24 protein-coding genes are annotated in these 24,661 nt (G+C 58.2%); 11 read left to right on the top strand and 13 right to left on the bottom strand.

All coding sequences use genetic code 11. From position 1 onward, the window contains the following. Window positions 1-106: 106 nt before the first annotated feature. The 3 genes from xseA (at window position 107) to OZ656_RS09135 (ending at window position 3,996) form a co-directional block, all read left to right on the top strand. Window positions 107-1,486: an exodeoxyribonuclease VII large subunit gene (gene xseA, locus OZ656_RS09145; protein WP_206769661.1), complete on the top strand. Its 1,380-nt coding sequence runs from the start codon at window positions 107-109 to the stop codon at window positions 1,484-1,486. Between the two features lie 113 nt (window positions 1,487-1,599). Then, on the top strand, window positions 1,600-3,474 hold the full coding sequence (locus OZ656_RS09140) for a propionyl-CoA synthetase (RefSeq protein ID WP_379945171.1): 1,875 nt from the start codon (window positions 1,600-1,602) through the stop codon (window positions 3,472-3,474). Window positions 3,475-3,786: 312 nt separating this feature from the next. Then, window positions 3,787-3,996, top strand: coding sequence for a cold-shock protein (locus OZ656_RS09135; protein WP_011785214.1), 210 nt, complete (start codon window positions 3,787-3,789; stop codon window positions 3,994-3,996). Window positions 3,997-4,096: 100 nt separating this feature from the next. On the opposite strand, the gene leuA is transcribed toward OZ656_RS09135, so the two are convergent. Beyond that, window positions 4,097-5,791, bottom strand: a complete 1,695-nt coding sequence (gene leuA, locus OZ656_RS09130; protein ID WP_278350051.1) for a 2-isopropylmalate synthase — start codon at window positions 5,789-5,791, stop codon at window positions 4,097-4,099. Between the two features lie 142 nt (window positions 5,792-5,933). Between leuA and OZ656_RS09125 the strand changes: the two genes are divergently transcribed. Further along, entirely contained in the window at window positions 5,934-6,431 is a 498-nt protein-coding gene (locus tag OZ656_RS09125; protein WP_278350050.1) for an Lrp/AsnC family transcriptional regulator, read from the top strand. Here the strand turns inward: OZ656_RS09125 and OZ656_RS09120 are convergent. Further along, a complete protein-coding gene (locus tag OZ656_RS09120; protein WP_278350049.1) occupies window positions 6,419-7,042 on the bottom strand; it encodes a TetR/AcrR family transcriptional regulator in 624 nt (207 codons plus the stop codon). The two genes, OZ656_RS09125 and OZ656_RS09120, sit on opposite strands and share 13 nt — an antisense overlap. 126 nt (window positions 7,043-7,168) lie before the next feature. Between OZ656_RS09120 and OZ656_RS09115 the strand changes: the two genes are divergently transcribed. Next, window positions 7,169-8,902, top strand: a complete 1,734-nt coding sequence (locus OZ656_RS09115) for a proline--tRNA ligase (protein ID WP_278350048.1) — start codon at window positions 7,169-7,171, stop codon at window positions 8,900-8,902. A 65-nt stretch (window positions 8,903-8,967) separates the two neighbouring features. Here the strand turns inward: OZ656_RS09115 and murB are convergent, their stop codons facing one another. The 9 genes from murB to OZ656_RS09070 form a co-directional block, all read right to left on the bottom strand. After that, window positions 8,968-9,999: a UDP-N-acetylmuramate dehydrogenase gene (murB, locus tag OZ656_RS09110; protein WP_011785219.1), complete on the bottom strand. Its 1,032-nt coding sequence runs from the start codon at window positions 9,997-9,999 to the stop codon at window positions 8,968-8,970. Continuing rightward, on the bottom strand, window positions 9,996-10,475 hold the full coding sequence (locus tag OZ656_RS09105) for a low molecular weight protein-tyrosine-phosphatase (RefSeq protein ID WP_011785220.1): 480 nt from the start codon (window positions 10,473-10,475) through the stop codon (window positions 9,996-9,998). The genes murB and OZ656_RS09105 overlap by 4 nt, the downstream gene beginning before the upstream one ends. Beyond that, window positions 10,468-11,253 (bottom strand): 3-deoxy-manno-octulosonate cytidylyltransferase, encoded by a 786-nt coding sequence (kdsB, locus tag OZ656_RS09100; protein WP_011785221.1) that lies wholly within the window; start codon window positions 11,251-11,253, stop codon window positions 10,468-10,470. The genes OZ656_RS09105 and kdsB overlap by 8 nt, the downstream gene beginning before the upstream one ends. A 20-nt stretch (window positions 11,254-11,273) precedes the next feature. After that, window positions 11,274-11,462, bottom strand: coding sequence for a Trm112 family protein (locus OZ656_RS09095; protein WP_011785222.1), 189 nt, complete (start codon window positions 11,460-11,462; stop codon window positions 11,274-11,276). Then, window positions 11,455-12,516 carry a tetraacyldisaccharide 4'-kinase gene (lpxK, locus tag OZ656_RS09090; protein WP_011785223.1) on the bottom strand — a complete coding sequence of 354 codons (1,062 nt, stop codon included), beginning with the start codon at window positions 12,514-12,516 and terminating at the stop codon, window positions 11,455-11,457. The genes OZ656_RS09095 and lpxK overlap by 8 nt, the downstream gene beginning before the upstream one ends. Then, window positions 12,513-14,282, bottom strand: coding sequence for a lipid A export permease/ATP-binding protein MsbA (msbA, locus tag OZ656_RS09085; protein WP_023010006.1), 1,770 nt, complete (start codon window positions 14,280-14,282; stop codon window positions 12,513-12,515). The genes lpxK and msbA overlap by 4 nt, the downstream gene beginning before the upstream one ends. After that, window positions 14,282-14,707, bottom strand: a complete 426-nt coding sequence (locus OZ656_RS09080; protein WP_011785225.1) for a biopolymer transporter ExbD — start codon at window positions 14,705-14,707, stop codon at window positions 14,282-14,284. Before OZ656_RS09080 ends, msbA begins: the two co-directional genes overlap by 1 nt. Window positions 14,708-14,712: 5 nt before the next feature. Continuing rightward, window positions 14,713-15,339, bottom strand: coding sequence for a MotA/TolQ/ExbB proton channel family protein (locus OZ656_RS09075; protein ID WP_011785226.1), 627 nt, complete (start codon window positions 15,337-15,339; stop codon window positions 14,713-14,715). A 72-nt stretch (window positions 15,340-15,411) separates the two neighbouring features. Next, entirely contained in the window at window positions 15,412-17,832 is a 2,421-nt protein-coding gene (locus OZ656_RS09070; RefSeq protein ID WP_379945170.1) for a DNA internalization-related competence protein ComEC/Rec2, read from the bottom strand. Between the two features lie 83 nt (window positions 17,833-17,915). Here OZ656_RS09070 and OZ656_RS09065 point away from each other — a divergent pair, with 83 nt between their 5' ends. Further along, window positions 17,916-18,461 carry a DUF2062 domain-containing protein gene (locus OZ656_RS09065; protein ID WP_041656333.1) on the top strand — a complete coding sequence of 182 codons (546 nt, stop codon included), beginning with the start codon at window positions 17,916-17,918 and terminating at the stop codon, window positions 18,459-18,461. Here OZ656_RS09065 and OZ656_RS09060 read toward each other — a convergent pair. Next, complete coding sequence (locus tag OZ656_RS09060; protein WP_278350044.1) at window positions 18,449-19,147, bottom strand: ABC transporter ATP-binding protein; 699 nt, start codon at window positions 19,145-19,147, stop codon at window positions 18,449-18,451. The genes OZ656_RS09065 and OZ656_RS09060 overlap by 13 nt on opposite strands. Further along, window positions 19,140-20,384 carry a lipoprotein-releasing ABC transporter permease subunit gene (locus tag OZ656_RS09055; protein WP_011785230.1) on the bottom strand — a complete coding sequence of 415 codons (1,245 nt, stop codon included), beginning with the start codon at window positions 20,382-20,384 and terminating at the stop codon, window positions 19,140-19,142. The genes OZ656_RS09060 and OZ656_RS09055 overlap by 8 nt, the downstream gene beginning before the upstream one ends. 154 nt (window positions 20,385-20,538) lie before the next feature. Between OZ656_RS09055 and OZ656_RS09050 the strand changes: the two genes are divergently transcribed. The 5 genes from OZ656_RS09050 to OZ656_RS09030 all read left to right on the top strand — a co-directional run bounded on the left by OZ656_RS09050 (window position 20,539) and on the right by OZ656_RS09030 (window position 24,525). Beyond that, the gene (locus OZ656_RS09050) at window positions 20,539-21,123 is read left to right on the top strand and encodes a PilZ domain-containing protein (protein WP_278350041.1); all 585 of its coding nucleotides are present in this window, start codon (window positions 20,539-20,541) and stop codon (window positions 21,121-21,123) included. Between the two features lie 104 nt (window positions 21,124-21,227). Next, window positions 21,228-21,533: a hypothetical protein gene (locus tag OZ656_RS09045; protein ID WP_121206738.1), complete on the top strand. Its 306-nt coding sequence runs from the start codon at window positions 21,228-21,230 to the stop codon at window positions 21,531-21,533. A gap of 151 nt (window positions 21,534-21,684) precedes the next feature. After that, the gene (locus OZ656_RS09040) at window positions 21,685-22,686 is read left to right on the top strand and encodes an agmatine/peptidylarginine deiminase (RefSeq protein ID WP_031210503.1); all 1,002 of its coding nucleotides are present in this window, start codon (window positions 21,685-21,687) and stop codon (window positions 22,684-22,686) included. Beyond that, window positions 22,683-23,606, top strand: coding sequence for a carbon-nitrogen hydrolase (locus OZ656_RS09035; protein WP_153740033.1), 924 nt, complete (start codon window positions 22,683-22,685; stop codon window positions 23,604-23,606). The genes OZ656_RS09040 and OZ656_RS09035 overlap by 4 nt, the downstream gene beginning before the upstream one ends. A gap of 7 nt (window positions 23,607-23,613) precedes the next feature. Further along, the gene (locus OZ656_RS09030; protein WP_278350040.1) at window positions 23,614-24,525 is read left to right on the top strand and encodes a MoxR family ATPase; all 912 of its coding nucleotides are present in this window, start codon (window positions 23,614-23,616) and stop codon (window positions 24,523-24,525) included. Window positions 24,526-24,661 lie beyond the last annotated feature (136 nt).

The following is a 24,661-nucleotide window of genomic DNA, read 5'->3' as shown; positions in this document are numbered from 1 at the left end:
CTATTATAAAGTGGTGCGTAAGGACAGTAAACCGCGCGGTTTTTGCCATTTGGTTGCATCTTTTTGAATTTCCGTTATTTTTGGCCATCTCTTTCGGCTATTGCTTATGAATAATCCTGGAGCCCGCCCTGTGAGCACCCCCTATCCGGACACCCGCCCACGAGCACTCACAGTCAGTGAGCTCAACCACCAGGCGCGCCACCTGCTGGAATCAAGCTTTATGCAGGTCTGGGTTGAGGGGGAACTCTCCGGCTTTTCCAGACCATCCTCCGGGCACTGGTATTTCTCGCTCAAAGATCAGAAATGCCAGATCCGGTGTGCCATGTTCCGTGGCGCCAACCAGCGGATCCGCACCCTGCCCCGGGAAGGAGACCAGATCCGGATTCGCGGCAAGGTGACCCTGTACGAGAACCGCGGGGATTTCCAGATCATCGTGGAACACCTCGAACCCGCCGGCCTGGGTGCGCTCCAGCAAGCTTTTGAGGCACTCAAAGCGAGACTCCAGAGTGAAGGCCTGTTTGATCCGGCCCGAAAGAAACCGATTCCCGCCACGCCCAGGCATATTGGTGTGATCACCTCACCAACTGGCGCCGCCATTCACGATATCCTGACGGTACTCAAGCGACGTTGCCCGGCTATTCCGATCACGCTCTATCCCACCGCCGTTCAGGGCCAGGCGGCCACCGCAGATATCGTCCAGGCCATTGACCGTGCTCAACGGCACGGTCTCGCTGACGTCCTGATCATCGGCCGTGGTGGCGGCTCCCTGGAAGACTTGTGGTGCTTCAACGAAGAAGCCGTCGCGCGGGCCATTGCCGCCTGCCCCATCCCGACCGTCAGCGCCGTTGGCCATGAGGTCGACGTCACTATTGCTGATTTTGTCGCGGACTTGAGAGCCCCCACGCCGTCGGCCGCCGCTGAGAAGATCTCACCCGACCAGCAGGACTGGCTCCGTCGACTGACCGAACAGCAGGGACGTCTTGGCCAGTCTGCACGCCGCTTATTGCAAAGGCTGGATAACCAGTTGGGGCACCTGTCTGCCCGGCTCCGGGATCCTCGACGGGAACTACTGGAAAAGGCGCAACGCATGGATGAGCTTGAGCTGCGACTGAACAAGGCCATCCGTAACAGACTGGACCAGCAGAAGCAGAAAACCGATTACCTGCTTCAAAGGATGAGCGCGCAATCCCCACGCCGAACCCTGAAAACCGCAAGTGAACAGACCCAACAGCTCGAGGAACGCCTGACACTCGCGGCCCGGCACCTGCTGCGCCAAAAAGACGAGCGATTGCAGCACATTGCACAAACCCTTCATGTGGTCAGCCCCCTGGCCACCCTCGGAAGAGGCTACGCCATCGTCAGGGACGACCAGGGCCGTATTGTTCGCAAGGCCGGCGACCTGGAAACCGGCGATCAGATTACCGCAAGACTTGGACGCGGCTCGGTGTCAGCCCAGGTGACGGAGATCAATTCTTCGTCGGAATAGTGCCGCAGAGCCTGGCAACTACGCCTATGGTCTACTAGCCCCGGATTTCAAAGCTCCTAAAGTTGTCAATAACAACGATAAAACAACAACACGCACAACTGAGGTGGAGCACAATGAGCTACAACTCCGAATTTCGCCGGTCCATTGACCAGCGGGATGATTTCTGGCGCGAGCAGGCGCAGCACATCGACTGGATCAAAGCACCGAATACGATCTGGCGCGCCCTCGACAATGGCCACGGCGAGTGGTTTCCAGACGGGGAACTGAACACCAGCGACGTTGCTCTGGATGCCAATATCCGTGCCGGCCGTGGCGACCAGAAAGCCCTGATTTACGACTCCCCGGTCACCAATACCAAGCAGTCATTTACCTACAACGAACTGCGTGATGAAGTCGCTCTGTTTGCCGGCGCCCTGCGCGCCCGCGGAGTCGAAAAAGGTGACCGCGTCATCATCTACATGCCGATGATTCCTCAGGCAGCCATCGCCATGCTGGCCTGCGCCCGGCTCGGCGCTATCCATTCGGTGGTCTTCGGCGGGTTTGCCGCACACGAACTGGCCGTTCGCATTGAAGATGCCAAGCCCAAGGCCCTGATTACCGCCTCCTGCGGCATCGAAGTTACCAAAGTGATCGAATACAAACCGCTGGTAGACAAGGCCATTGAGCAATCAAGCCACAAACCGGAAGCCTGCGTGGTATTCCAGCGGCCGCAGGTCAAGGCAACCATGCAGGAAGGCCGAGACTTTGACTGGAACGAGATCGTGGCCAACGCCACCCCGGCTGATCCGGTACCCGTCAAGGCCAACGACCCGCTTTATATTCTCTACACCTCCGGTACCACTGGAAAACCCAAAGGTGTTGTCCGTGACAACGGGGGCCATGCCGTTGCTCTCACGTACAGCATGAAGCTGGTTTACGATGCCAAACCCGGCGACGTTTACTGGGCGGCCTCAGATGTTGGCTGGGTGGTGGGCCACAGCTACATTGTTTATGCACCGCTCTTTACCGGCTGCACCACCATTTTTTACGAAGGCAAACCGGTAAAAACCCCGGATGCCGGCGCATTCTGGCGTGTGGTTCAGGATCACAAAGTCAACATGCTGTTTACCGCGCCCACCGCATTCCGTGCAGTGCGCAAGGAAGACCCGGAAGCAGATCAGCTGAGCCGCTACGATGTCTCCTCTCTCAAACGCATCTTCCTGGCCGGCGAGCGCCTGGATCCCCCGACCTACGAATGGCTGAAAGAGCACACCGGGCTGCCCATCCTCGATCACTGGTGGCAGACCGAAACCGGCTGGGCCATTTGCTGCAACCCGGTTGGCATTGAAATGATGACTACCAAACCCGGTTCTGCAACCGTCCCCTCACCCGGCTTCAACGTTCAGGTGGTGGACATGGAAGGCAGCCAGGTGCCGGCGGGCGAACAGGGTCAGATGGCGGTGAAACTGCCGCTGCCCCCAGGCTGCCTGATGACCGTATGGGGCGACGACAAGCGCTTTCAGAACAGCTACCTGAAGCCGATTCCTGGCTTCTACAGCTCAGGCGACGGTGGCTTTATCGATGATGACGGCTACGTCTTCATCATGGGTCGGACGGATGATGTGATCAACGTCGCCGGGCACCGGCTCTCTACCGGCGAGATGGAAGAAGTCGTTGCGTCCCATCCGGCCATCGCGGAATGCTGTGTGGTGGGCGCCCATGACGACATGAAGGGACAGATTCCGGTTGGCCTGGTGCTGATCAAAGATGGCGCCACTATCGACCAGGACGAACTGGAGGAGGAGCTGGTAGAGATGGTTCGCGAGAAGATCGGGGCCATTGCCTGCTTCCGCCGAGCCATCGTCGTTGACCGGTTGCCCAAGACCCGCTCCGGCAAGATCCTGCGCCGGATCATTCGCCAGATTGCCGATGGTGAGGAGTACACGGTACCCAGCACCATCGACGACCCGGCCATACTGGAAGAAATCAGCGAGAAATTCGGTCGCTGATCAAACCTCCATCCGCTGAGCCACACAACACCCGGGGCGCTCTTGATCAAGAGCAGCCCCGGGTTTCACTTTCATTACAACTTATTGTTTTTTATCAATTAAAAAACGCTTGCTGATCATAAAAAAACAATTGACGCCGTTCAAAGTCGGTCTATACTGAAAATTGCTGTGTACTTCTGCAGCGTTATTTGGCGAATGCGTTACAACGTCCTGCCCTTGGCTTTTCGTTGCCCCTTCCTCAGTGCGCTCCGGATGTCCCAGCTCGAAAGAAGGTCCCGTGAGGGAAAATTATCAGTAAGACAGGAAAGATCGATGTCCGATACCAAAACCGGCCACGTGAAGTGGTTCAACGAATCCAAGGGCTTTGGCTTCATCGCCCAGGAAGGCGGCAGTGACGTTTTCGTTCACTACAGTGCAATCAACGCAAACGGTTTCCGTACTCTGGCCGAAGGTCAGCAGGTGCAGTTCACCGTAACCCAGGGCCCGAAAGGCCCGCAGGCCGAAAACGTAACACCGCTTTAAGCTGTTATGTCAGCGTCCTGATGCCCCTCACGGGCAGAAACAAGAAAGGCCGGCAGTCCCTGGATTGCCGGCCTTTCTGTTGGTAGAAGGGATTATCCGCTCAGACAGTTTCTGCCGCTTCTGCAGAAACAGACTCGGACCGGCTACCATCGAGCACCTGAGCTACCGCCGAGAACAGGGCCTGCAATGTCGCCGAGGTAGTATCTTCCGCCAGGGCTGCCGCGCTGCAGTGCCTGCCATTGGCTGTCAGCCGGATACACGCCAGAGCATTGGCATTGGTACCTTCGCCCAGCGCGTACTCATCATAGGCTTCGACCGCCACCGAGACCCCAAACTGCCTGGACAGTGCGTCGGAAACCGCCTCCACGGCTCCCAGCCCTCGACCTTCCAGGGTAGCCGGAGCAGCATCACCACCGACAACTACCTCGGCCCGCACGCCATTATCATCCCGATGCAGGTCGTAGGAGCGAAGAGCCCAGTCGCTGTGCACTTTCAGATAACGCTCTTCAAACAGACGGTGGATAGTATGTGAATCGATCTCTCCACCATTGGTTTCAGCTTCGTGCTGGACCACCTTGCTGAATTCGATCTGCAGCCACCGCGGCAGAGTAATATCGTAGTCCCGCTCGAGTACGTAAGCGACACCGCCTTTGCCGGACTGACTGTTGATACGAACCACTTCCTCGTACCGGCGGCCGACATCGAATGGATCGATGGGCAGGTAAGCCACGTTCCAGGCATCGCCCTCTTTCCGACGGGAGAGACACTTGCGAATGGCGTCCTGATGGCTGCCGGAGAAAGCGGTAAAGACCAGCTCACCAGCATAGGGATGACGCGGATGAGTGGAAATTTCGGTGCACGCCTCCACCACTTCGGTGATTTCGGCCATGCCGGACAGATCCAGGGTAGGGTCAATCCCCTGGGAATACAGGTTCATGGCCATGGTGACCAGGTCCATGTTACCGGTGCGCTCGCCGTTGCCCATCAAGGTACCTTCCACCCGGTCTGCACCCGCCATCACGCCAAGTTCGGCAGCTGCCACCGCGCAGCCCCGGTCATTGTGGGTATGCAGGCTGATGCTGATGTGCTCCCGGTAGCGAATGTTGTCGCAGATCCACTCCACCTGGTCTGCGAACACATTGGGCGTTGCCATTTCAACGGTCGCCGGCAGGTTAATGATGACCGGCTGGCCCTGGTCCGGGCGCCAGACATCGTTGACGGCATCAATCACACTGGCAGCAAAATCCAGCTCCGTGCCGGTAAAGCTCTCCGGGGAATACTGGAAGGTCCACTCTGTGTCCGGATAGCGAGCAGCGATATCCCGCACGATAGTGGCGCCACGTACCGCGATATCGCGAATACCTTCCCGGTCAAGACCAAACACCTGCTCCCGCTGCACGGTAGAGGTGGAATTGTAGACGTGCACAATCGCCCGTTTGGCGCCCTCAAGGGCCTGATAAGTCCGCTCGATCAATTCCGGCCGAGCCTGGGTCAGGACCTGGATCTTTACATCATCCGGAATCCGGTTTTCTTCGATCAGCTTGCGGCAGAAATCAAAGTCCGGCTGGCTGGCTGCCGGGAATCCGATTTCGATCTCCTTGAAACCCAGCTTGACCAGCAAATCAAACAAACGCTGCTTCTGGGCAACAGACATGGGTTTGACCAGGGCCTGGTTGCCGTCCCGAAGATCTACAGCGCACCAGACCGGGGCTTTCTGGATAACCTGATCGGGCCAGCGACGGTCTTTCTTGGCGACCGGCTGGAAAGCAACGTATTTGCGATGGTCAAAAGCCATGATGAAAATTCCTTCCGATATCAGACAGTGATTGGAACACACACAGTGTAAAGGCTAGAGCGAGCTATTTGGTTGCCATTTTCTGGCCGCAACACCAAATAATGCCATATAATTTCAGAAAACCTCCAACAAGAGACAGAAAATGCCTGTTACAGAGAAAACGCTTGTCAAAATTGACAAGCTCGACCGAAAAATCCTCGAACAATTGCAAAAAGACGGCTCCCTGACCAATCAGCAGCTGGCCGAGAAAGTCGGGCTATCCCCCTCTCCCTGCCTGCGCCGGGTTCGTGCCCTTGAGGAGGCCGGCATTATCGTGCGGACGGTCACTATTCTGGATCACAAAAAACTGGGACTGTCGCTCACCGCCATCATTCTCATTGGCATGGACCGGCATACACCAGAGCGCTTTGCGGCGTTTGAGGAACAGGTGGGTGAGTATCCTGAGGTTCAGGAGTGTTATCTGATCACTGGTCAGAGCGCGGATTACATGCTCAAAGTGGTCGTGCCGGATATGGACCACTACCACCACTTTCTGTTGAACCGGATAACCCGCATTCCCGGTGTCAGCGGCGTTCACTCCAGCTTTGTTCTGCGGCGGGTCATCGACAGCACTGCCCTGCCGCTGGGTTACCTGTCCTGAGCCACCAGGTTGTCCAGGTAAGCACGGGCCATGGTTTTCATTTCCTGTACCAACAATACGCCCTGCTCATCCGGCAGGGTGGCCGCCAGCCGAAGAATCGTGCCGGCAGAACGGGGTAACAGCAAACTGGCTGTCCAGCGGCGATCTGCAGGCAAATCGGGATACTCCTCCTGCAGACGGGCATCCAGATCCCGGGCATTGCTGTAGAGTTCGCGAAGATCCAGCTCCCTCAGTTCCGGCATGGCTTCCACGCCACTCCAGATGGCGGAATAGGCGGGCTCCGTTCGGTAGAAGTCGTAAAACAGATCGATCAGAACATCCACCGCATCGCTCAGACTCAGTTGCGGCAGCCTGGCCCGCAACGCCTGCTCCATCTTCTCAACGTGACGCTCCGCAATGGCATGAACAATCGCTGCTTTATTCGGGAAATAGCGGTAAAGCGATGCCAGAGACATACCGGACTGCCGGGCAATGGCCGACATACTGGTACTGTCGACGCCCTGCTCGTGAAAGATCCCGGCGGCATGGTGCAGTATGGTGTTCACCCGTTCCCGGCTGCGAGCCTGAACCGGGCGCCGGCGGGGTGACACATCGATGGATTCGTCAGTCATTATCTGTACCTTGTGATGCAGGCTCCGTACAATAACGCCCACTCTACGACAATGAAAGGCTGTGGCGGGCATCCCGCCTTGCCAATTAGTCTGACTCCCACTTTTCTGATGACAGCGGAAGACACGATGCGAGCGAGCCGTTACCTGATAGCTACCCAGAAAGAGACCCCTTCCGACGCCGAGATTATCAGCCACCAGCTGATGCTGCGGGCGGGCATGATCCGTAAACTGGCCGCCGGCCTTTATACCTGGTTGCCTTTAGGGTTGCGCACCCTGCGCAAGGTGGAGCGAATCGTCCGTGAAGAAATGGACAAGAGCGGTGCCCAGGAAGTTCTGATGCCGGCGGTACAACCCGCCGAGTTGTGGCAGGAATCCGGGCGCTGGGAACAGTACGGCGGTGAACTCCTGCGCCTGAACGACCGCCATGGCCGGGATTTCTGCTTCGGCCCCACCCACGAGGAAGTCATCACTGATCTGATCCGGAACGAGCTGAAAAGCTACAAGGAGCTGCCGGCCAATTTCTACCAGATCCAGACCAAGTTCCGCGATGAGCGCCGCCCCCGGTTTGGTGTGATGCGCGCCCGCGAGTTCATCATGAAGGATGCCTACTCCTTCCATCTGAACGCGGAATCCCTGGATGAAACCTACAAGGTCATGCACCAGACCTACTGCAACATTTTCGACCGTCTGGGGCTCGACTATCGTCCGGTACAGGCGGACTCCGGTTCCATCGGTGGCAGTTCATCCCATGAATTCCACGTCCTGGCCTCGTCTGGTGAAGACGCCATCGTGTTCAGCACCAGCGGTGACTACGCCGCCAACATCGAAAAAGCCGAAGCAGTGGCACCGGCCGGTGAGCGCCCTGCCCCCGGCGAAGAACTGAAAGAAGTTCATACCCCGGGACAACGCACCATCGACGCCGTTTCCCAGTTCCTCGGCATGCCGGCTGAGCGCAGCGTAAAAACGCTGCTGGTGAAGGCAGAGGCGGATGAAAATGGTGAATCCGGCCTGGTGGCCCTGATTCTGCGCGGCGATCACACCCTGAATGAGATCAAGGCAGAGAACCTTCCCGGCATTGCCGAGCCGCTGACCATGGCAACCGACGAGGAAATCGAGAAAGCCATCGGCTGCAAGCCAGGCTCCATCGGCCCGGTCAAGCTGCCGGTACCGGTTATCGTGGATCGCAGCGCTGCCCACCTGGCAGACTTTGTCTGCGGTGCCAACAAGGATGACTATCATCTGACCGGCGTGAACTGGGGGCGTGATGCAGAGATCAGCCGTGTGGAAGACCTTCGCAATGTGGTCGAGGGCGATGCCAGCCCGGATGGGAACGGCACACTGGAGATCCGTCGCGGTATTGAAGTTGGCCACATTTTCAAGCTGGGCAACAAGTACAGCAAGGCCATGAACGCCTCGGTTCTGGATGAACACGGCAAGACTTCGATAATGGAAATGGGCTGCTATGGTATTGGCGTTTCCCGCATCGTCGCGGCGTCCATCGAGCAGAACCACGACGAGAAGGGCATCATCTGGCCGGATGCCATCGCACCGTTCGAGGTGGCCATTGTTACCCTGAATGGCCACAAATCTCCGGTGGTGGCCGAGGCTGGCGACAAACTGTACGAACAGCTTCGCCAGGCCGGTTACGATGTCCTGCTGGACGACCGTAACGAACGCCCGGGTGTGAAATTCGCCGATATGGAGCTGATTGGTATCCCCCACCGCTTCGTGGTCTCAGAACGCGGCCTGAGCGCAGGAACCCTGGAATACAAGGGTCGGCGGGACGAGGAAAAACAGGATATTCCTGTTGACGAGGCTCTGTCGTTCCTGGTGAAGGCGTCGCCCAAAGGCGGCCTGTAACCCTGAACCAAATTCACCGGAAGGCTGTTCCCGGCCTTCCGGTGTCTTGACGACGTCTCCGCAGATCAGGCGTTGCCCACAATCCCCGGTTCCATCTCCAGCTCAACGCCGAATTTCTCAAGCACAGACTGGCGCACGTCATCAGCCAGGGACAGTACATCCTGGCCGGTTCCACCGGAATGATTGATCAGTACCAACGCCTGGCGGTTGTGAACCCCGACCCGACTGTTGCGAAACCCCTTCCATCCGGCCTGGTCAATAAGCCATGCAGCCGCCAGTTTGACCTGACTATCCGCGGGATAGGACACAACATCCGGAAACCGGGCCTGAAGCCCCCGAAACTGAGTCAATCCTATAACCGGGTTTTTGAAGAAACTGCCCACATTCGGCAATACCGCAGGATCCGGCAGTTTGCGATGACGGACAGCCATCACGGCCTCGGCCACCGCCAGGGGTGTTAACTCAGCCTCGTTAACGTCGCCAAAGTAATCCTGAAGATCCCGATAGCCGATATTCAAAGACGCATCGCGGGACAACCGGAGCCGGATTTCAAGAATGATGTAGCAGCCCGGCCGGTGCTTGAACAGGCTGTCGCGATAGCCGAACTCGCAGGCGCTTGCGGGCAGGTTTTCTACCTCCAGAGTCTGGCGGTTCAGTACCGTGACACTCTCCAGACAGTCACACAACTCGGTGCCATAAGCCCCGATGTTCTGTACCGGGGCGGCGCCGGCCGTGCCCGGGATCAACGCCAGGTTCTCGATCCCGCGATAACCGGAGCGGGCGGCATAAAGCACAGCCTCGTGCCAGTTCTCGCCGGCTTTCAAGACCAATACCGCACCATGATCATCTACCCGCTCCCAACTTCGGCCACGCAATGCCATCAGGATGACCAGGCCGGGATAATCGCCGGCAAACACCAGATTACTGCCACCGCCAAGTACCAGAACGGACTGTTCATGGTCATCGGCCCAGCAAAGCGCCTGTTTGAGCTGCACCGCGTTTTCGACTTCAACCAGGTATCGGGCCGTTGCAGGCACAGCCAGGGTATTCAACCTCTGAAGGCTGGCCCGCTCCTGAATCTCCAGAGCCTGACTCAAGCCAGCCGCCTCCGGATTTCTTCCAGAAGGCCGGAACTTGCGTCGTGAATCAGATCAAGCACGTGTTCAAAGCCATCCTCTCCGCCGTAGTAGGGGTCCGGTACCTCGGCCAGCCGAGAGCCCCCGAAGTCCAGAAACAGTCGGGGTTCGGTACCGCCATTCTGGTGCCAGACCTCACGAACGTCGGCAAGATTGGACCGATCCATCACCAATACATAGTCAAACTGGTCCAGATCTTCCGCACGGAACTGGCGGGCGCGCAGGTCGCTGATATCGATACCACGGCGCGCCGCGGCGGCAGTTGCCCGCTCGTCCGGGGATTTACCGATATGCCAGCTGCCGGTGCCGCAGGAATCAATATGCAGTCTGTCTAACAGGCCATGTTCCTGGGCGAGGTGACGGAAAACTCCCTCGGCACTGGGAGAGCGACAGATATTGCCCAGACAAACAAACAGCACGCTTACACGATCAGCCACGGGCACCCCCTTTTTCCATCAGCGCCCGTAGACGGGCCAGATCCTCTTCGGTATCCACCCCGGGGGCCGGTGGCCGGTCCGCCACATCCACATGAATCAGAGCACCGTTATAAAGTGCTCGCAACTGTTCCAGGGATTCCACCCGCTCGGTAGGGGCCGGCAGCCAGGTAACGAACTCACTGAGCACACTGGCTCGATAGCCATAGATACCAATGTGCCGGAAATAGCCAATGCCATCCGGAAGGTCCACATCCTGGGTAGCCGCCCCCGCCGGCCAGAAGTCCCTGGCCCAGGGAATCGGAGCCCGACTGAAGTAATGAGCCATGCCCCGGGCATCGAACACCACTTTCACAACATTGGGATTGAACACCTGGCGGGCATCGTGAATCCGCTCGCACAGCGTTGCGATGGCGGCCTCCTGGTACTGCTCAAGGTTATCGGCAACCTGATTGATCAGTTCGGGCGGTATCAGAGGCTCGTCCCCCTGAACGTTGACCACCCGATGATCCGGATCCAGCTGCAGCTTCCTCGCCACTTCCTCAAGGCGGTCTGTGCCACTGGCATGATTGGGCGAGGTCATGATGACTTCAGCACCAAAACCGCGACACGCCTCTTCGATACGGGCATCGTCGGTCGCGACCACCACGCGGCTGGCGCGGCTCTCATTGGCCCGCTCGCAGACATGCTGAATCATCGGCTTGCCGGCAATCATGGCCAGAGGCTTGCCGGGCAAACGGGTAGAGGCATATCGGGCGGGAATGACAACGGTAAATGACATGGTTGCGTCCTGCGGGTGACTCAGTGTTTGTCGAGGCGCTCGTCCGTGCTGAGGGTGCGGGCTTCAACCGCCAGCATAACCGGAATCCCCTCACGAATGGGGAACGCCATGGCATCCTGGTAGCAGATCAACTCGGTACGGGCGTCGTTGAGCTTGAGCTCTCCCTTGCACACCGGGCAGGCCAGCATGGCCAGCAGTTTCTTATCCATGGTTCGATTCCTCGCTGATATCAGTTTGCAACTGGCCAGAGCTGGCTCTGAGCCGTTCCAGAAAATGCTGTTCAAAAGGTTCCGACAACCGGGCCTGAACCGTCAAGACCCAGGCGTTGTCCGGCGCAAAGCCATGGCACTTCACCGCATCCTTGGCCGTCATCACCAACCATTCAAGAGCACCGGACGCCAGGTCTTCGGGGCGAAAATGATGATGGTCGGGAAAGGGAACTTCATTCACGTGGGCGCCAAGGTTCCGGAGGGTTTCGAAAAATCGACCGGGATTACCAATACCCGCTACTGCCCGTACCGGCTTGCCTTTGAGCTGCTCCGGAGACAGGGTCTCACCGGAATTCAGGTTCACCAGAGCCGAAGGCACCAGCTCCATGGCATGAATCTCCGGATGATCAACGCCGGCAAAACTCTCTATGGTCTCTCCGGCCTCAGGAAACTCAGCTCCGTTAAGAACGACAAAGTCGACACTGTTCAAGCGCTCAACCGGCTCCCTCAGCGGGCCTACCGGAATGATGGCACCATTTCCGGTACCGCGCCGGGCATCGAATACAGCCAGTTCGATATCCCGGGGCAGGCGGTAGTGTTGCAGGCCATCATCACAGATCAACACATCGCCCAGGCCATTCTCCAGCGCCCAACGGGCCCCTCGACAGCGATCCGGGTCCACTACAACGGGGCATCCGGTGGCCCGGGCCAGCATCAGAGGCTCATCACCACAGACACCCGCCGGGGTCCCGTCAGCGACCAGCAAGGGATACTGAGAACTCTTACCACCGTAGCCACGGCTGAGAATCACCGGTTTCCAGCCGTGTTGATTCATGCACTGAACCAGACTGGCAGTAAGAGGCGACTTGCCGGTCCCGCCAGCGGTGATATTGCCCACCACCACAACCGGCACCGGCAGCGATTCATTGCGCGCATGCCAGGCCTTTCGGCGTCTGGACTCAGACACCGCCCGATACAACCAGGCCAGTGGTGTGAGCAGGGCAAGAGGTCTGCCCTGCCCGTACCAAAGCCGGTCAACCAGGCTGGTACTCATGCGTGCTCGCTGAACTGAATCTGATGCAGCTGGGCGTAGGCACCCCCCGCAGCCAGCAGCTCACCATGACTGCCGGATTCGACAATGCGGCCATTATCCATGACCAGAATTCGGTCGGCTTTCTCAATGGTGGATAGCCTGTGTGCGATCACCAGCGTGGTACGGCCTTGCATAACGGTTTCCAGCGCCTCCTGAATATGGCGCTCGGATTCTGTATCCAGAGCCGATGTCGCCTCATCCAGAATGAGGATCGGTGCGTCCTTGAGGATGGCCCGTGCAATCGCAAGGCGCTGGCGCTGGCCGCCGGAAAGCATCACGCCATTGTCGCCGATCATGGTATCGAGCCCCTCCGGCATGCGGTTGATAAACTCAAGCGCATGGGCCTTCTCAGCCGCTTCCATGATTTCCTCCCGGCTGCAGTCGCGCAAGGCGCCATAGGCAATATTGGCGGCAATGGTATCGTTGAACAGCACCACGTTCTGGTTCACCAGAGCAATCTGGGCACGCAGGGACTGAAGCGAAAACTCCTTCAGTTCATGGTCATCAATGCGGATAGCTCCCCCAGTGTACTCGTAGAAACGGGGTAACAGGCTAACCATGGTCGACTTACCACTGCCTGACCGGCCCACCAGTGCAACGCTCTGGCCGGCTGGAATATCGATGGTTATCCCTTCAAGCACATTGTCGAGCTGATCCCGGTATCGGAAAGACACCTGGTCAAATGTGATGTCGCCTTTGACCCGCTGCGGGTTGTAGGAGCCTGGGTCCTCTTCCGGCTTTTCATCCATGGTCTCGAACACATCAAATGCAGCCGCCACACCCTTCTGAATCTTGGCGTGCACGGAAGTGACCTGGCGAATGGGCTTGGCCATGGTCGTCGCCGCGGTGATGAACGCAATCAGCTGACCAGTCGACATCTCACCCCGAATCTCCGGCGCAAGCATGGTCCACACCAGCGCGGCGATAGCAAAAGCCACCAGCACCTGAATGACCGGGACACTGATCGCCTGAGTAGAAGCCATTTTCAGGCTCTGTTTCAGGTTTCGGGCACTGACCTCACGAAACCGCTCCCGTTCATAATCTTCGCCTCCGAAGGTGCGCACCACCCGGTATCCGGTGATCGACTCGGAGGCCACATGGGTGATATCGCCCATGGAGCCCTGAATACGCTTACTGATTCGACGAAACCGTTTGCTGGCATAATTCACTACCAGACCAATGACCGGACCGGCAGTAAGAAAAATCAGGGTCAGCTTCCAGTTGGTGTACAGCATAAAGCCGAGCAGACCCAGTATGGTCAGGCCTTCGCGAAGGGTGATAGTCACCGCATTGGTCGCAGCATCAGCGACCTGCTCAACGTTAAAGGTGAGCTTCGAGACCAGACGCCCGGATGCATTTTCATCATAGTATCGGGACGGCAAAGACATCAGGCGATCAAACACATCGTTGCGCAAGGCGTTGATCACGTTTCGCCCGACGTAACTGATAAAATACTGGCTAAAAAACGTACCAACGCCTCTGAAGGCGAAAACACCCACAATCAGCCCGGTCAGCAACATCCGGTTCTGGTCGGACGGATTCTCGATCGCCGTGATCACATATTCCATCGCCGCGGCCATCCCGGTGGATGCAGCGGCGTAAATGATGTTTCCGAACACGGCGAGGGAGAACGCAAACCAGAAGGGCTTGACGTACTTGAGCAGGCGTTTGTAGGTGGTCCAGCTACCGGCAGGTGGCGTATTGAGCGGCTCCGGCCTTGTTTGCATCACTGGCTCTCAGCCTCCCGCTCTGTGGTTATGCTCAGCTTGGCAAAACCCAGGCGACCGGCAACATCCATGGCCCGCACCACAAATTCGTGGGGGGTTCGGGCATCTGCAGTGATAATGAACGGCAGACTGTTGTCGCCCTCAGCCAGTTCACTGACACCACGCTCCAGGGTTTCCCGGCGATTATTGACCAGGGGGCGGTCATTCAGAAAGTACTGGCCCTCGGCGTTAATCACCACATCAATCTGCCAGACTTCAGACGGAGCTGCCGGCTCTGCACTGGCTTCCGGAAGCTCCACCTGCAGGTGGCTCTCCCGGGTAAATGTGGTCGACACCATGAAGAAAATCAGCAGCAGGAACACCACATCAATCAGTGGCGTCAGATCTACCCCGACTTCCTGGCTTCGTTGACGCTTGAACTTCACGGCGTTCAGGCTCCTTCAACGTCGATTTCGCGGTCTCCGTGGACCACTTCCACCAGTTTGATGGCTTCCTGTTCCATGTTGACGACCAATTCATCCACGCGACGGATGAAATAGCGGTGACAGACCAGAGCAGGAATGGCGACACTCAGGCCAGCCGCGGTGGTAATCAATGCCTCGGAAATGCCTCCGGCCAGGTTACCGGCATTGCCAACGCCGGCCAACTGGATTTCGGCAAACACCTTGATCATCCCGATAACGGTACCCAGAAGGCCCAACAGCGGCGTGATTGTGGCGATAGTACCCAGGGGATTCAGAAAACGCTCCAGCTCGTGGATAACCTGGCTGGCCTCGTGTTCGATGCTTTCTTTCATGATCTCGCGACCATGCTTGGCGTTGATCAGGCCGCCGGCCAATATTCGGCCAAGCGGAGAGGATGCCTGCAGCGCCTTCAGTTTGCGGCCGTTAAGCTCCTTTTTTTTGATCCAGCGCCAGAGCTCGTTAATAGACTGCGGGGGCGCAACCCGAGAGGCCCGCAAGGTCCAGATTCGTTCCAGAATGATGGCAAGTGCCAGGATGGAACAGGCAACAATGGGCACCATCAGGATGCCACCGGCTTTCAACAGCTCGAACACGCTTGATCTCCCTGATTAGTTACAAGCCGCGCTACTTTAGCATAGCTGCCGGTGCAGGCCACACCCGGATTGTCACGGTATTTTACATTCACTCCTGGCAAGCCCCGGAGACGCTATCCAGAAAGGCTGCGTCTTCCAGAGCTCACTCATAAGCAGACCTGAATCTGTGAACCTGAGTGTGATCTGGCCGGAGCAGGCCGTATTCAATGGCACTGCACCGCTGGCGCGGTATCGACCGGTTACTTCCGGATGCGGATGCCCGAAATGGTGCCGGTAGCCCGCCGTATAGATCACCCGATCCGGCGCCACCGCCTGCACCCAGCGTGTTGAAGATGAGGTTTTGCTGCCATGGTGTGGCGCCAGCACCACCCGGTGCGCAACGCGGTTCTCAAGCCAGTCCGGCCCACCATCACCCAGCATGAGTTTTTCAACCTTCCGGCTGATATCCCCGGTCAATACGAGATCACTGTTGCTGGGCGGATGATACAGGCGCATCACGCACGAAGCGTCATTCCCTTCCGCAGGCATTGGATTTTGCCACCGCGACATCACAAGACCCGGCCACTGAATATTCCCCGGGCGACAGGCCTCCACCGGTGCCGGAACACGCCCATTAATCAGATCCGGCTCACCGGAAATCACCCTTTTGATCGCGAAGTGCTCAGATAACGTCTCGAGACCGCCGGCGTGGTCATTGTCGGCATGACTCAGAACCAGCAGATCAATAACCTCGACGCCCATCGCCCGGAGATTCGGAACCAGCACCGAATCCACAGCAGAGTACACGCCCGCGACTTCCGGCCCGGTGTCATACACCATCACCCGGCCACTGGCACGAACCACAACCGACAGCCCCTGCCCCACATCCAGAACACGTACTTGAGGCGCCTGTACGACGGAATCGCCTCCTCCGGCACCGGACCAGGGAATACTGAGCAGCAGAAAGGTACCCCCCAGCAATGCCCGCCATCGCCAGTCGCTCCAGCGAATTGCCCAAAGCGCCAGCAACGCCAGACTGGCTGCCAGTGGCAGCGGCAGAGGCTGCATCTGTCCTGCCGGGAACCGGGCCACCAATTCCAGCCACCACCAAAGCGCTCCCAGGACCAGGTCAAACCCGGCCGATACCCAGGGCAGGAGCCACCCTCCGGAAAGGAGCGCGATGATAGCCCCCAGGAACAGCACCGGCATGACAGCAAGCGAAACCCAGGGAACCGCCAGAAGGTTGGCCGCGAAGCCTGCAAGCGGTTGGCCCTGATGCAACAGCATCAACATTGGCCACAATCCGAAAAATACCGCCCCCTGCGCTCTTAACAAGGCCGACAACCAGCCCGACGAGCCCAGACGGCCGGAGAACACGATCAGCAGCACCCCGACAGCACCAAAGGACAACCAGAAGCCCTGATCCAGAGGCGCAAACGGATCCATCAGAAGCACCGCTGCCAGCGCCAACACAAAGGGCCGCCAGCCACTTTGCTGTCTTGCCTTGAGCAGATACCAGCCGCCCGCAACCACCATTACCAGGGCCCGGCGAGTCGGTACAGTAAAGCCGGCCAATAACGCATAGGCGAAGCAACTGAGAACAACTACCAGAAAAACCAGAGAACGCCGCCCCTGCTCACTCAGGCAACCAACCGGCAGCAACAGCAAGCCCCAGCGCGCCAGCAGACCGGCTCCGACAGCCACCAGCCCGAGATGCAAACCGGAAATGGCCACCAGATGTATGGTGCCGGTCGCCTTGAGCACCTGCCAGTGGTGATCTTCCAGCGAGCCCCGGTTACCCATCAGCAAAGAGGCAATCAGCGGGTAGTATTCCGCTTCACCAAACCAACGCTGCAACTGTTTTGAAGCGCGCCAGTGCCAGGCGTGGTACTGACATTGCAGTCCGCAGGCCAGCTCCGGAGCTGCATCCACCTGCTTTACACTGCCAGTCGCCCGGTAGCCATGGCGGAACAACCAGTCTTCATAACGAAACCCGTCTGGATTCAGATTGCCGTGCGGACGCTTGAGCGTGACCTCCAGGGTCAGACGATGGTCGGGTAGCGTGCGCCCCTCCCTGCCGTACCAGGACAGCCGAAGGACGCGGGGCAAGGTATAACTTTTGGACACATCGGGGACATGCCATTGCCGAACACAGAATCCGAATCTCAGGCTGTCAAAGCTTCCCGGTGTCGGCAAATCACAGAGGTAGCCGGAAACCATGATGCGCTTGGTCTCCAGCTCCGAAGGCAGGCGTTCGGCAAGTCTCATATCGGCATTCCAGCCGGCCCAGGCCAGCCCCAGCGTCGCAGCAACCACCACGGGCGCAAGCCTATGCATGCGCCGATATCGCCAGAACATCGCCAGCAACATTACCCCAACCAGCACAAACAGCCATGGATATGGTGGCAAGGTTGCGAGCCGATACAGTAAGATAACGCCGCAAGAGAAGGCGAGAATGCTGGCGAGTCCAACACCGAGCCTGCTGACCCGGTTGGTAACTGGGTTTTCGGACAATCCTTGTCCTCCGATTTTCGATAGCGCTGGCAGCCCCTGGGTGCCAGTGATTACTCAAAGCCAGGAAACAGGCCGAACTTCCTATGCCGAAGAAGTTCATGAAACGGTATTTGCCCACCCCTGAAAAGGTGCAGTCGATGCAATCGCTGCGTTTTCTGGGCGATATCCTCCATGAACCCAACCTGTGGCATATCAACCGACACTGTGTTGCCAGGGCCTTCCTGGTGGGCGTCTGGTTCTGCTTTATCCCGATGCCCTTCCAGATGCTGGCGGCGGCCTTCTGCGCCATCTGGTTTAACGCCAACCTGCCTTTGTCTGTGGTTCTGGTCTGGATCAGCAATCCGCTGACCATGCCCCCTATGTTCTACTTCAATTACAAGGTGGGGGCCTGGATACTGAACCGGCCGGTTCTGGCGTTCGAATTCGAGCTTTCCTGGGACTGGATCAGCCACAGATTGATCGATATCGGCGTGCCCCTTTATCTGGGTTCTCTGGTTCTGGCTACTGTTACCGCCTGCCTCGCGTACCTGATCATTCAGTATCTCTGGCGCCGCAAGATCCGCACTGACTGGCAATTGCGGCGTCGCGAGCGCATCAAAAGCACGCCAGCCAGCAATCAGGCCTCCTGAACCAACCGCCCCTGCTCCAGTCGCAGCACCCTTCCCAGGCTCCGGGCCATGGTCATATCGTGTGTAACCATAATGAATGAGGTCCCGGAATTATCCCTCAGGTCACCAATCAGGGCCCGAATCCCCTCTCCGGTGTGCTCATCCAGGTTACCGGTCGGCTCATCCATCAATACGCACTCCGGGCTGTTAACCAGCGCCCTGGCTATGGCGACCCGCTGACGTTCACCACCGGACAACTCACCAGGCTTGTGCCTGAGCCGTTCACCCAGGCCGACCCTTTGCAGCAGATGCTCCGCCTTCGGGCGGGCCTGCCTGGGTGGCATGCCACCCAGCGCGCAGGGCAACATAACGTTCTCGAGGGCGGTAAATTCCGGTAACAGGTGATGGAACTGATACACAAACCCCAGGTGCTGGTTCCGGAAGCGCGCCCTGCCCGCTTCCGATAGCTTGTGAATGTCCTCGCCGCAGATCCGGATATGCCCCGAGGAAGGGCGATCCAGGCCACCCAGCAGATTCAGCAGGGTTGTTTTCCCGGCTCCGCTACTGCCGACAATGGCGACTGTCTCGCCGGCCTCAACCTGGAGAGAGATGTCCGAAAAAATCGTCAGCGTCTCCGGCCCTTCGCTGTAGGTTCGGGTAACCTGCTGACAATCAATCACCAGAGATGTCCCCTGCCCGTCACTCATAACGCAATGCCTCCGCCGGTTCGACCCGCGATGCACGCCAGGCCGGGTAAATAGTTGCCAGCAGGCTCATAGCAAGGCCCGCACCGCTGATAATCAGTACATCCTGCAACTGGAGCTGCGATGGCAGGTAGCTGATGAAATAGACATCGGCGCTGAGGAACTGATGCCCCAGCGCCGATTCAAGCCAGGAGATAAAGCCGCTGATGTTCAGGGCGCCAAAGATCCCCAGCGCGGTACCTGTCAGCGTTCCAAACACGCCAATCACGGCACCCTGGATGATAAAGATCCTCATAATGCGCCCGGGCGTGGCGCCCATGGTTCGCAGAATAGCGATATCCGCAGTCTTGTCGGTCACCACCATGACCAGTGTCGACACAATATTGAAGGCCGCCACGGCGACAATGAACATCAACAACAACCCGATCATGGTTTTTTCCATGCGGATTGCCTGAAACAGGTTGCCGTGGGTACGGGTCCAGTCCGATACGTAGTAGCGGCCGCCCAGTGTGCGGGCAACATCATTGACAACCCGAGGTGCCGCAAACAGGTCATCCATCAACAGCCGGATACCCTCTGCCCGACCACCGGTGCGCATCAACCGCGCCGCATCATCCATGTGGATCAGCGCGTAGTTGCCATCCAGTTCTGCACCAACACTGAAAATACCCTTGACGGTGAAGCGCTTGAGCCTGGGCAACACCCCGGCCGGGGTTACGGAAGCTTCCGGCAACACCACCGTCAGCTTATCTCCCACCCCCAGGCGAAGACTGTTAGCCATCAACCGGCCTATGATGATTCCGAATTCGCCAGAACGAAGCTCATCAAGGCTGCCTTCGATAAAATGATTCTCGATAATCGAAACACTGGCCTCCTGCTCCGGCAGGACACCGTTGAGCATAACGCCCCGGACGTTACCACCACCGGTTACCATGCCCTGCCCCTGGATAAAGGGAGCGGCCGCGAGCACCCGCGGGTAGGCTTCGACCTTCTGGTCAATCTCCTGCCAGTTCTCCAACGGGCCGGAAGCCCCCTGAATCGTGGCATGGGGCACCATCCCAAGAATGCGCTGCTTGAGTTCACGATCGAACCCGTTCATGACCGAGAGCACGATGATCAGTACCGCAACGCCCAGCATCAGGCCAATCATTGAGGTCAGGGAGATAAAGGAGATGAAGTGATTGCGTCGTTTGGCGGCGGTGTATCGCAGCCCAATATAAAACGATAAGGGTCTGAACATGTAGGGGTGCCTGTCGCTACCTTGCGGTCCGTCGATTATTGATTCCCTGCCGGCCTCGATCATTACCTGGCCCGGAGATTTGCCAGGCCTCTTACCAGCCATCGGGAAACTGCTAAACTGTTCTATAATCAATAAAAACCCGTCCGGAGACAGGATGCCAAGCCAGAATAAAACGCCACCGAGCGGAGACAGCCAACGGGAGCGCCGGGAGTTCTTCCGGATAGAAGACCGTATCGGGCTTGAGGTACGCCGCCTGGACGACGCCCGTGCCGGCGACGACCCGTTCAACAGCTCACCACTGGAAGCCCTGAAAGCCGAGTTCCGGAGGCTGGACCAGGACGTACGTGCACACCTGGCAAGCCTGGCCGAGCGCGACCGCCTGCTGGCCGGGCTGGTCAAATCCCTGAACAGCAAGGTCGATACGCTGGCGCGCATTATCGCCTTTGAGCAAAATCCGTTGCAACCGGAGGACTGGCAGGATGTGACCCTGAGCGAGGGCGGGCTCTCATTCAGCTGGCCCACGGCAGCCTTTGGCGCGGGTGACCGACTGGCCGTTCGGATGACCTTACCACCAGAGCTATACCAGCCAAGAGCCATTGCTGAAGTACTGGATACCGAGCACGACAACCAAGGCGGCACACGGGTTCACACGCTGTTTGTTGAACTGGATGACAGCGACCGTCAGCAAATTGCCCGGCATGTGATGCGTTGGCAGATTCGGCAACGCCAAAAAGAGTAAGATACTGAAAAAGTGCTGACTTTTGCTAAGCTTTTCGGGATATTACGTTTTATTCATCTGCCGCAGACAGTGCGCAGTAATCATGCATTATTGGAGACTCCTCTATGACAAACTACCGCAATGTGATGGCTGCCGCCGTTTTGGCTACGGCTGTATTCGCCGGCTCAGCGCCACTGGCCCTTGCTGAGGAACTGAGGGTACCGGTCGGCAGCCAGGCCGACAGAAGCCAGATCAGCCTGCCCGCGAACGGCATGAGTGAAGACTCCGTCCGGAATCGCTGGGGCGCCCCCCAGAACATCAAAGGTCCGGTCGGAGAACCCCCCATCAGTCAGTGGCATTATCAGGATTTTGTCGTCTATTTCGAAGGTAACCGCGTAATACATGCAGTGGTAAAGCAACACAAAGACTGATAAACACCCGCTTCATCAAACACCGGCCAAGGAATGACAATGCACGGGCTGCATTGCTCAGATAGAATGGCGGCTTTTGCAAACCAAGGTGACTTATACAGTGACTTCCAGACGTACGTTGCCTGCGGAGTGGGCTTCCCAAAGCGCAGTCATGTTGACCTGGCCTCATCCCGGAACCGACTGGGCAAAGCGCATGGCCGACGTGGAGCCCGTGTTCGAGGCCATTGCCAAAGCGGTCCTCCGTTTTGAACACCTGGTGATCAGCTGCGAGTTCGTGGCACGTCTCCAGCAACTTGGCCAGCAGCTGAACGCTTATGCCGAAGGCAACGGGTTACCAGGTCGCGTAATCACTGTGCCAGCCCCGGCCAACGACACTTGGGCCAGGGACCACGGCCCCATCACCGTGGATACCGCTGACGGCCCCGCTCTGCTGGACTTCCGGTTCAATGCCTGGGGAGACAAATTTCCCTGGGAAAAAGACGATGCCCTCAACCGGCACCTGGCGAACGCGGGCGTTTTCGGCAAACACCCACTGCAGCCAGTGGATTTTGTCCTGGAAGGCGGCTCTATAGAATCCGATGGCGCCGGCACCTTGCTCACTACCAGCGAGTGCCTGCTGACTCCGTCCAGAAACCCATCCATGGATCGGACGGCTATCGAGCAATTGCTGGAGGAAGTCCTCGGGGTCGATCGTATTCTCTGGCTCAACCACGGATATCTGGCGGGCGACGATACCGACAGCCACATCGATACCCTGGCACGGTTCTGCGCGCCTGATCATATCTGCTATGTGACCTGCCCGGATGTTGCGGACGAGCACTACAGCGCCCTGGCGGCGATGGAAGAAGAATTGCAGGAATTCCGTCAGGCCGACGGCACCCCCTATCGCCTGACGCCCCTGCCCTGGCCCGACCCGATTTACGATGAGGACGGCGAACGGTTGCCAGCGACCTACGCCAACTTCCTGATCATCAACGGCGCAGTTCTGCTGCCAGTCTACGATGTGCCGCAGGACGAAGAAGCAGTTCGCATCATGGCGGGCATCTTCCCAGACCGGGAGATTATTCCAATTGACTGCCGCCCGCTCATTTACCAGCACGGCAGTCTGCACTGCGTAACCATGCAAATTCCTGCGGGGGTGGTAACGGTATGACCAGCACGAACACCAGCTCCAACCTGAAGGTCGCCGCCATTCAGCAAACCTGCAGTCCCGACAAGAACCGGAGTCTCGCGACATCCGAACGCCTGATACGGCAGGCTGCGGTGGATGGCGCGCAGTTGATTGTCCTGCAGGAGCTGCACGCCACCCAGTATTTCTGCCAGACCGAAGACACCGCCATTTTTGAGCTTGCAGAGCCCATTCCCGGGCCCACCAGCAACTATCTGTCTGGTCTCGCAAAAGAATTAGGCGTTGTGCTTGTGGGTTCTATTTTTGAAAGGCGCATGAATGGCGTTTACCACAACACATCTGTGGTGTTCGACACCGATGGCAGCCTGGCCGGGCTGTACCGGAAAATGCACATCCCGGACGACCCGGGCTTTTATGAGAAATTCTACTTTACTCCCGGTGATGCCACCTTCAATGACGGCAGCAGCGGGTTTACCCCCATCCAGACTTCCGTTGGTAAGCTGGGGGTCCTTGTGTGCTGGGACCAGTGGTACCCGGAAGCGGCCCGACTGATGGCACTGGCCGGCGCGGAAATACTGATCTACCCGACCGCCATTGGCTGGGATGTGACCGACGATCCAGACGAACAGGCCCGGCAACTGGACGCCTGGGTGACCGTTCAGCGTGGCCATGCGGTAGCCAACAACCTTCCGGTTATCGCCCCGAATCGCGTTGGGACCGAGCCAGATCCTTCCGGCCAAAGCGATGGCATCCGGTTCTGGGGGAACAGTTTCATCTGTGGCCCTCAGGGCGAGTTTCTGGCCCGCGGCAACGAGACTGACGAGTGTATCCTGTCGGTAACCCTGAACCGCCAGCGCACCGAATCCATCCGGAGAATCTGGCCGTACCTCAGGGACAGGCGCATCGATGCCTACGGCGACATTCTGAAACGGGTGAGGGACTGAAACCGGCATGAAACAGAAAATGGACACTGTCGTCAGCGCCCTTAACAAGGTACTGCTGGGCAAGGAGAATCAGGTTCGTCTGGCGCTCTGCGGCCTGCTTGCCCGCGGCCACCTGTTGATTGAAGATATTCCGGGCATGGGCAAGACCACCCTCTCCCATGCGCTGGCAAAAATCATGGGGTTAAGCTATCAGCGAATCCAGTTCACCAATGACCTGCTGCCTGCAGACGTCCTCGGCTACTCCATGTATGACAAGCAGGCCGGCGGGCTCGTGTTTCACCCCGGCCCCATCTTCGCCCAGGTGGTTCTGGCAGACGAAATCAACCGCGCGTCACCGCGCACCCAAAGCGCCCTGCTGGAAGCCATGGAAGAAAGGCAGGTATCCATTGAGGGGGAAACCCGACCACTACCTACCCCGTTCTTTGTGATCGCAACCCAGAACCCCATAGAGCAAGGCGGTACCTTTCCCCTGCCTGAATCCCAGCTTGACCGGTTTCTGATGCGACTTCGGCTGGGCTACCCCGACCCGAAAGCGGAACGGGAGCTGCTGGAGGGCGAAGACCGCAAACACCTTACCGATCGTTTGCAGGCCATACTCCCGCACGATGAGCTGGTGGCCTTGCAGCAGGCCGCGGAAAAGGTATCCGCCAGCCCGGCTTTGCTGGATTACCTGCAACGCCTTCTTGAGCAGAGCCGGCGCATGCCCGGACTGCTTTACGGCTTGTCCCCGAGGGCGGGCCTCGGCCTGCTGAGAGCCGCCAAAGCATGGGCACTGATGGAAGGTCGTAATCACGTACTGCCCGACGACGTGCAGGCCGTCTTCCCCGCCGTAGCCGAACATCGCCTGGAACAGGGAGAATCCGGTAAAGCCCGGGAGCGGGTGCGCCAGCTGTTAACGACCGTATCGGTGCTTGAATAATCCGGGTCTGACCACATAGCAACGTTTTATAAGCCGCATTGGCGTAAACGAATGGCAGCCCGGTCATTTCATGTTAGCCTTTTGCCAGATTTCAGATGAGCGGCTCCCGTTCTGCCCTCCGAAGGGACAGAGGAGA

Origin of the sequence: Marinobacter sp. LM1 (genome assembly GCF_042763285.1) — a bacterium.
Classification (GTDB): Bacteria; Pseudomonadota; Gammaproteobacteria; order Pseudomonadales; family Oleiphilaceae; genus Marinobacter; species Marinobacter nauticus.
The sequence above is the reverse complement of the archived record's forward strand: the minus strand, read 5'-3'. Positions and strand labels throughout refer to the sequence as shown.

Coding starts and splice junctions, on each gene's coding strand:
- OZ656_RS09055 (WP_011785230.1), bottom strand. CDS start 20,384: ATGTTCAGACCCTTATCGTTTTATATTGGGCTGCGATACACCGCCGCC.
- OZ656_RS09040 (WP_031210503.1), top strand. CDS start 21,685: ATGTTGACCTGGCCTCATCCCGGAACCGACTGGGCAAAGCGCATGGCC.
- kdsB (WP_011785221.1), bottom strand. CDS start 11,253: ATGTCATTTACCGTTGTCATTCCCGCCCGATATGCCTCTACCCGTTTG.
- OZ656_RS09125 (WP_278350050.1), top strand. CDS start 5,934: ATGCCTGTTACAGAGAAAACGCTTGTCAAAATTGACAAGCTCGACCGA.
- OZ656_RS09135 (WP_011785214.1), top strand. CDS start 3,787: ATGTCCGATACCAAAACCGGCCACGTGAAGTGGTTCAACGAATCCAAG.
- OZ656_RS09120 (WP_278350049.1), bottom strand. CDS start 7,042: ATGACTGACGAATCCATCGATGTGTCACCCCGCCGGCGCCCGGTTCAG.
- OZ656_RS09060 (WP_278350044.1), bottom strand. CDS start 19,147: ATGAGTGACGGGCAGGGGACATCTCTGGTGATTGATTGTCAGCAGGTT.
- OZ656_RS09065 (WP_041656333.1), top strand. CDS start 17,916: ATGCCGAAGAAGTTCATGAAACGGTATTTGCCCACCCCTGAAAAGGTG.
- xseA (WP_206769661.1), top strand. CDS start 107: ATGAATAATCCTGGAGCCCGCCCTGTGAGCACCCCCTATCCGGACACC.
- OZ656_RS09115 (WP_278350048.1), top strand. CDS start 7,169: ATGCGAGCGAGCCGTTACCTGATAGCTACCCAGAAAGAGACCCCTTCC.
- OZ656_RS09140 (WP_379945171.1), top strand. CDS start 1,600: ATGAGCTACAACTCCGAATTTCGCCGGTCCATTGACCAGCGGGATGAT.
- OZ656_RS09030 (WP_278350040.1), top strand. CDS start 23,614: ATGAAACAGAAAATGGACACTGTCGTCAGCGCCCTTAACAAGGTACTG.
- leuA (WP_278350051.1), bottom strand. CDS start 5,791: ATGGCTTTTGACCATCGCAAATACGTTGCTTTCCAGCCGGTCGCCAAG.
- OZ656_RS09045 (WP_121206738.1), top strand. CDS start 21,228: ATGACAAACTACCGCAATGTGATGGCTGCCGCCGTTTTGGCTACGGCT.
- OZ656_RS09035 (WP_153740033.1), top strand. CDS start 22,683: ATGACCAGCACGAACACCAGCTCCAACCTGAAGGTCGCCGCCATTCAG.
- OZ656_RS09050 (WP_278350041.1), top strand. CDS start 20,539: ATGCCAAGCCAGAATAAAACGCCACCGAGCGGAGACAGCCAACGGGAG.
- lpxK (WP_011785223.1), bottom strand. CDS start 12,516: ATGAGTACCAGCCTGGTTGACCGGCTTTGGTACGGGCAGGGCAGACCT.
- OZ656_RS09095 (WP_011785222.1), bottom strand. CDS start 11,462: ATGGATAAGAAACTGCTGGCCATGCTGGCCTGCCCGGTGTGCAAGGGA.
- msbA (WP_023010006.1), bottom strand. CDS start 14,282: ATGCAAACAAGGCCGGAGCCGCTCAATACGCCACCTGCCGGTAGCTGG.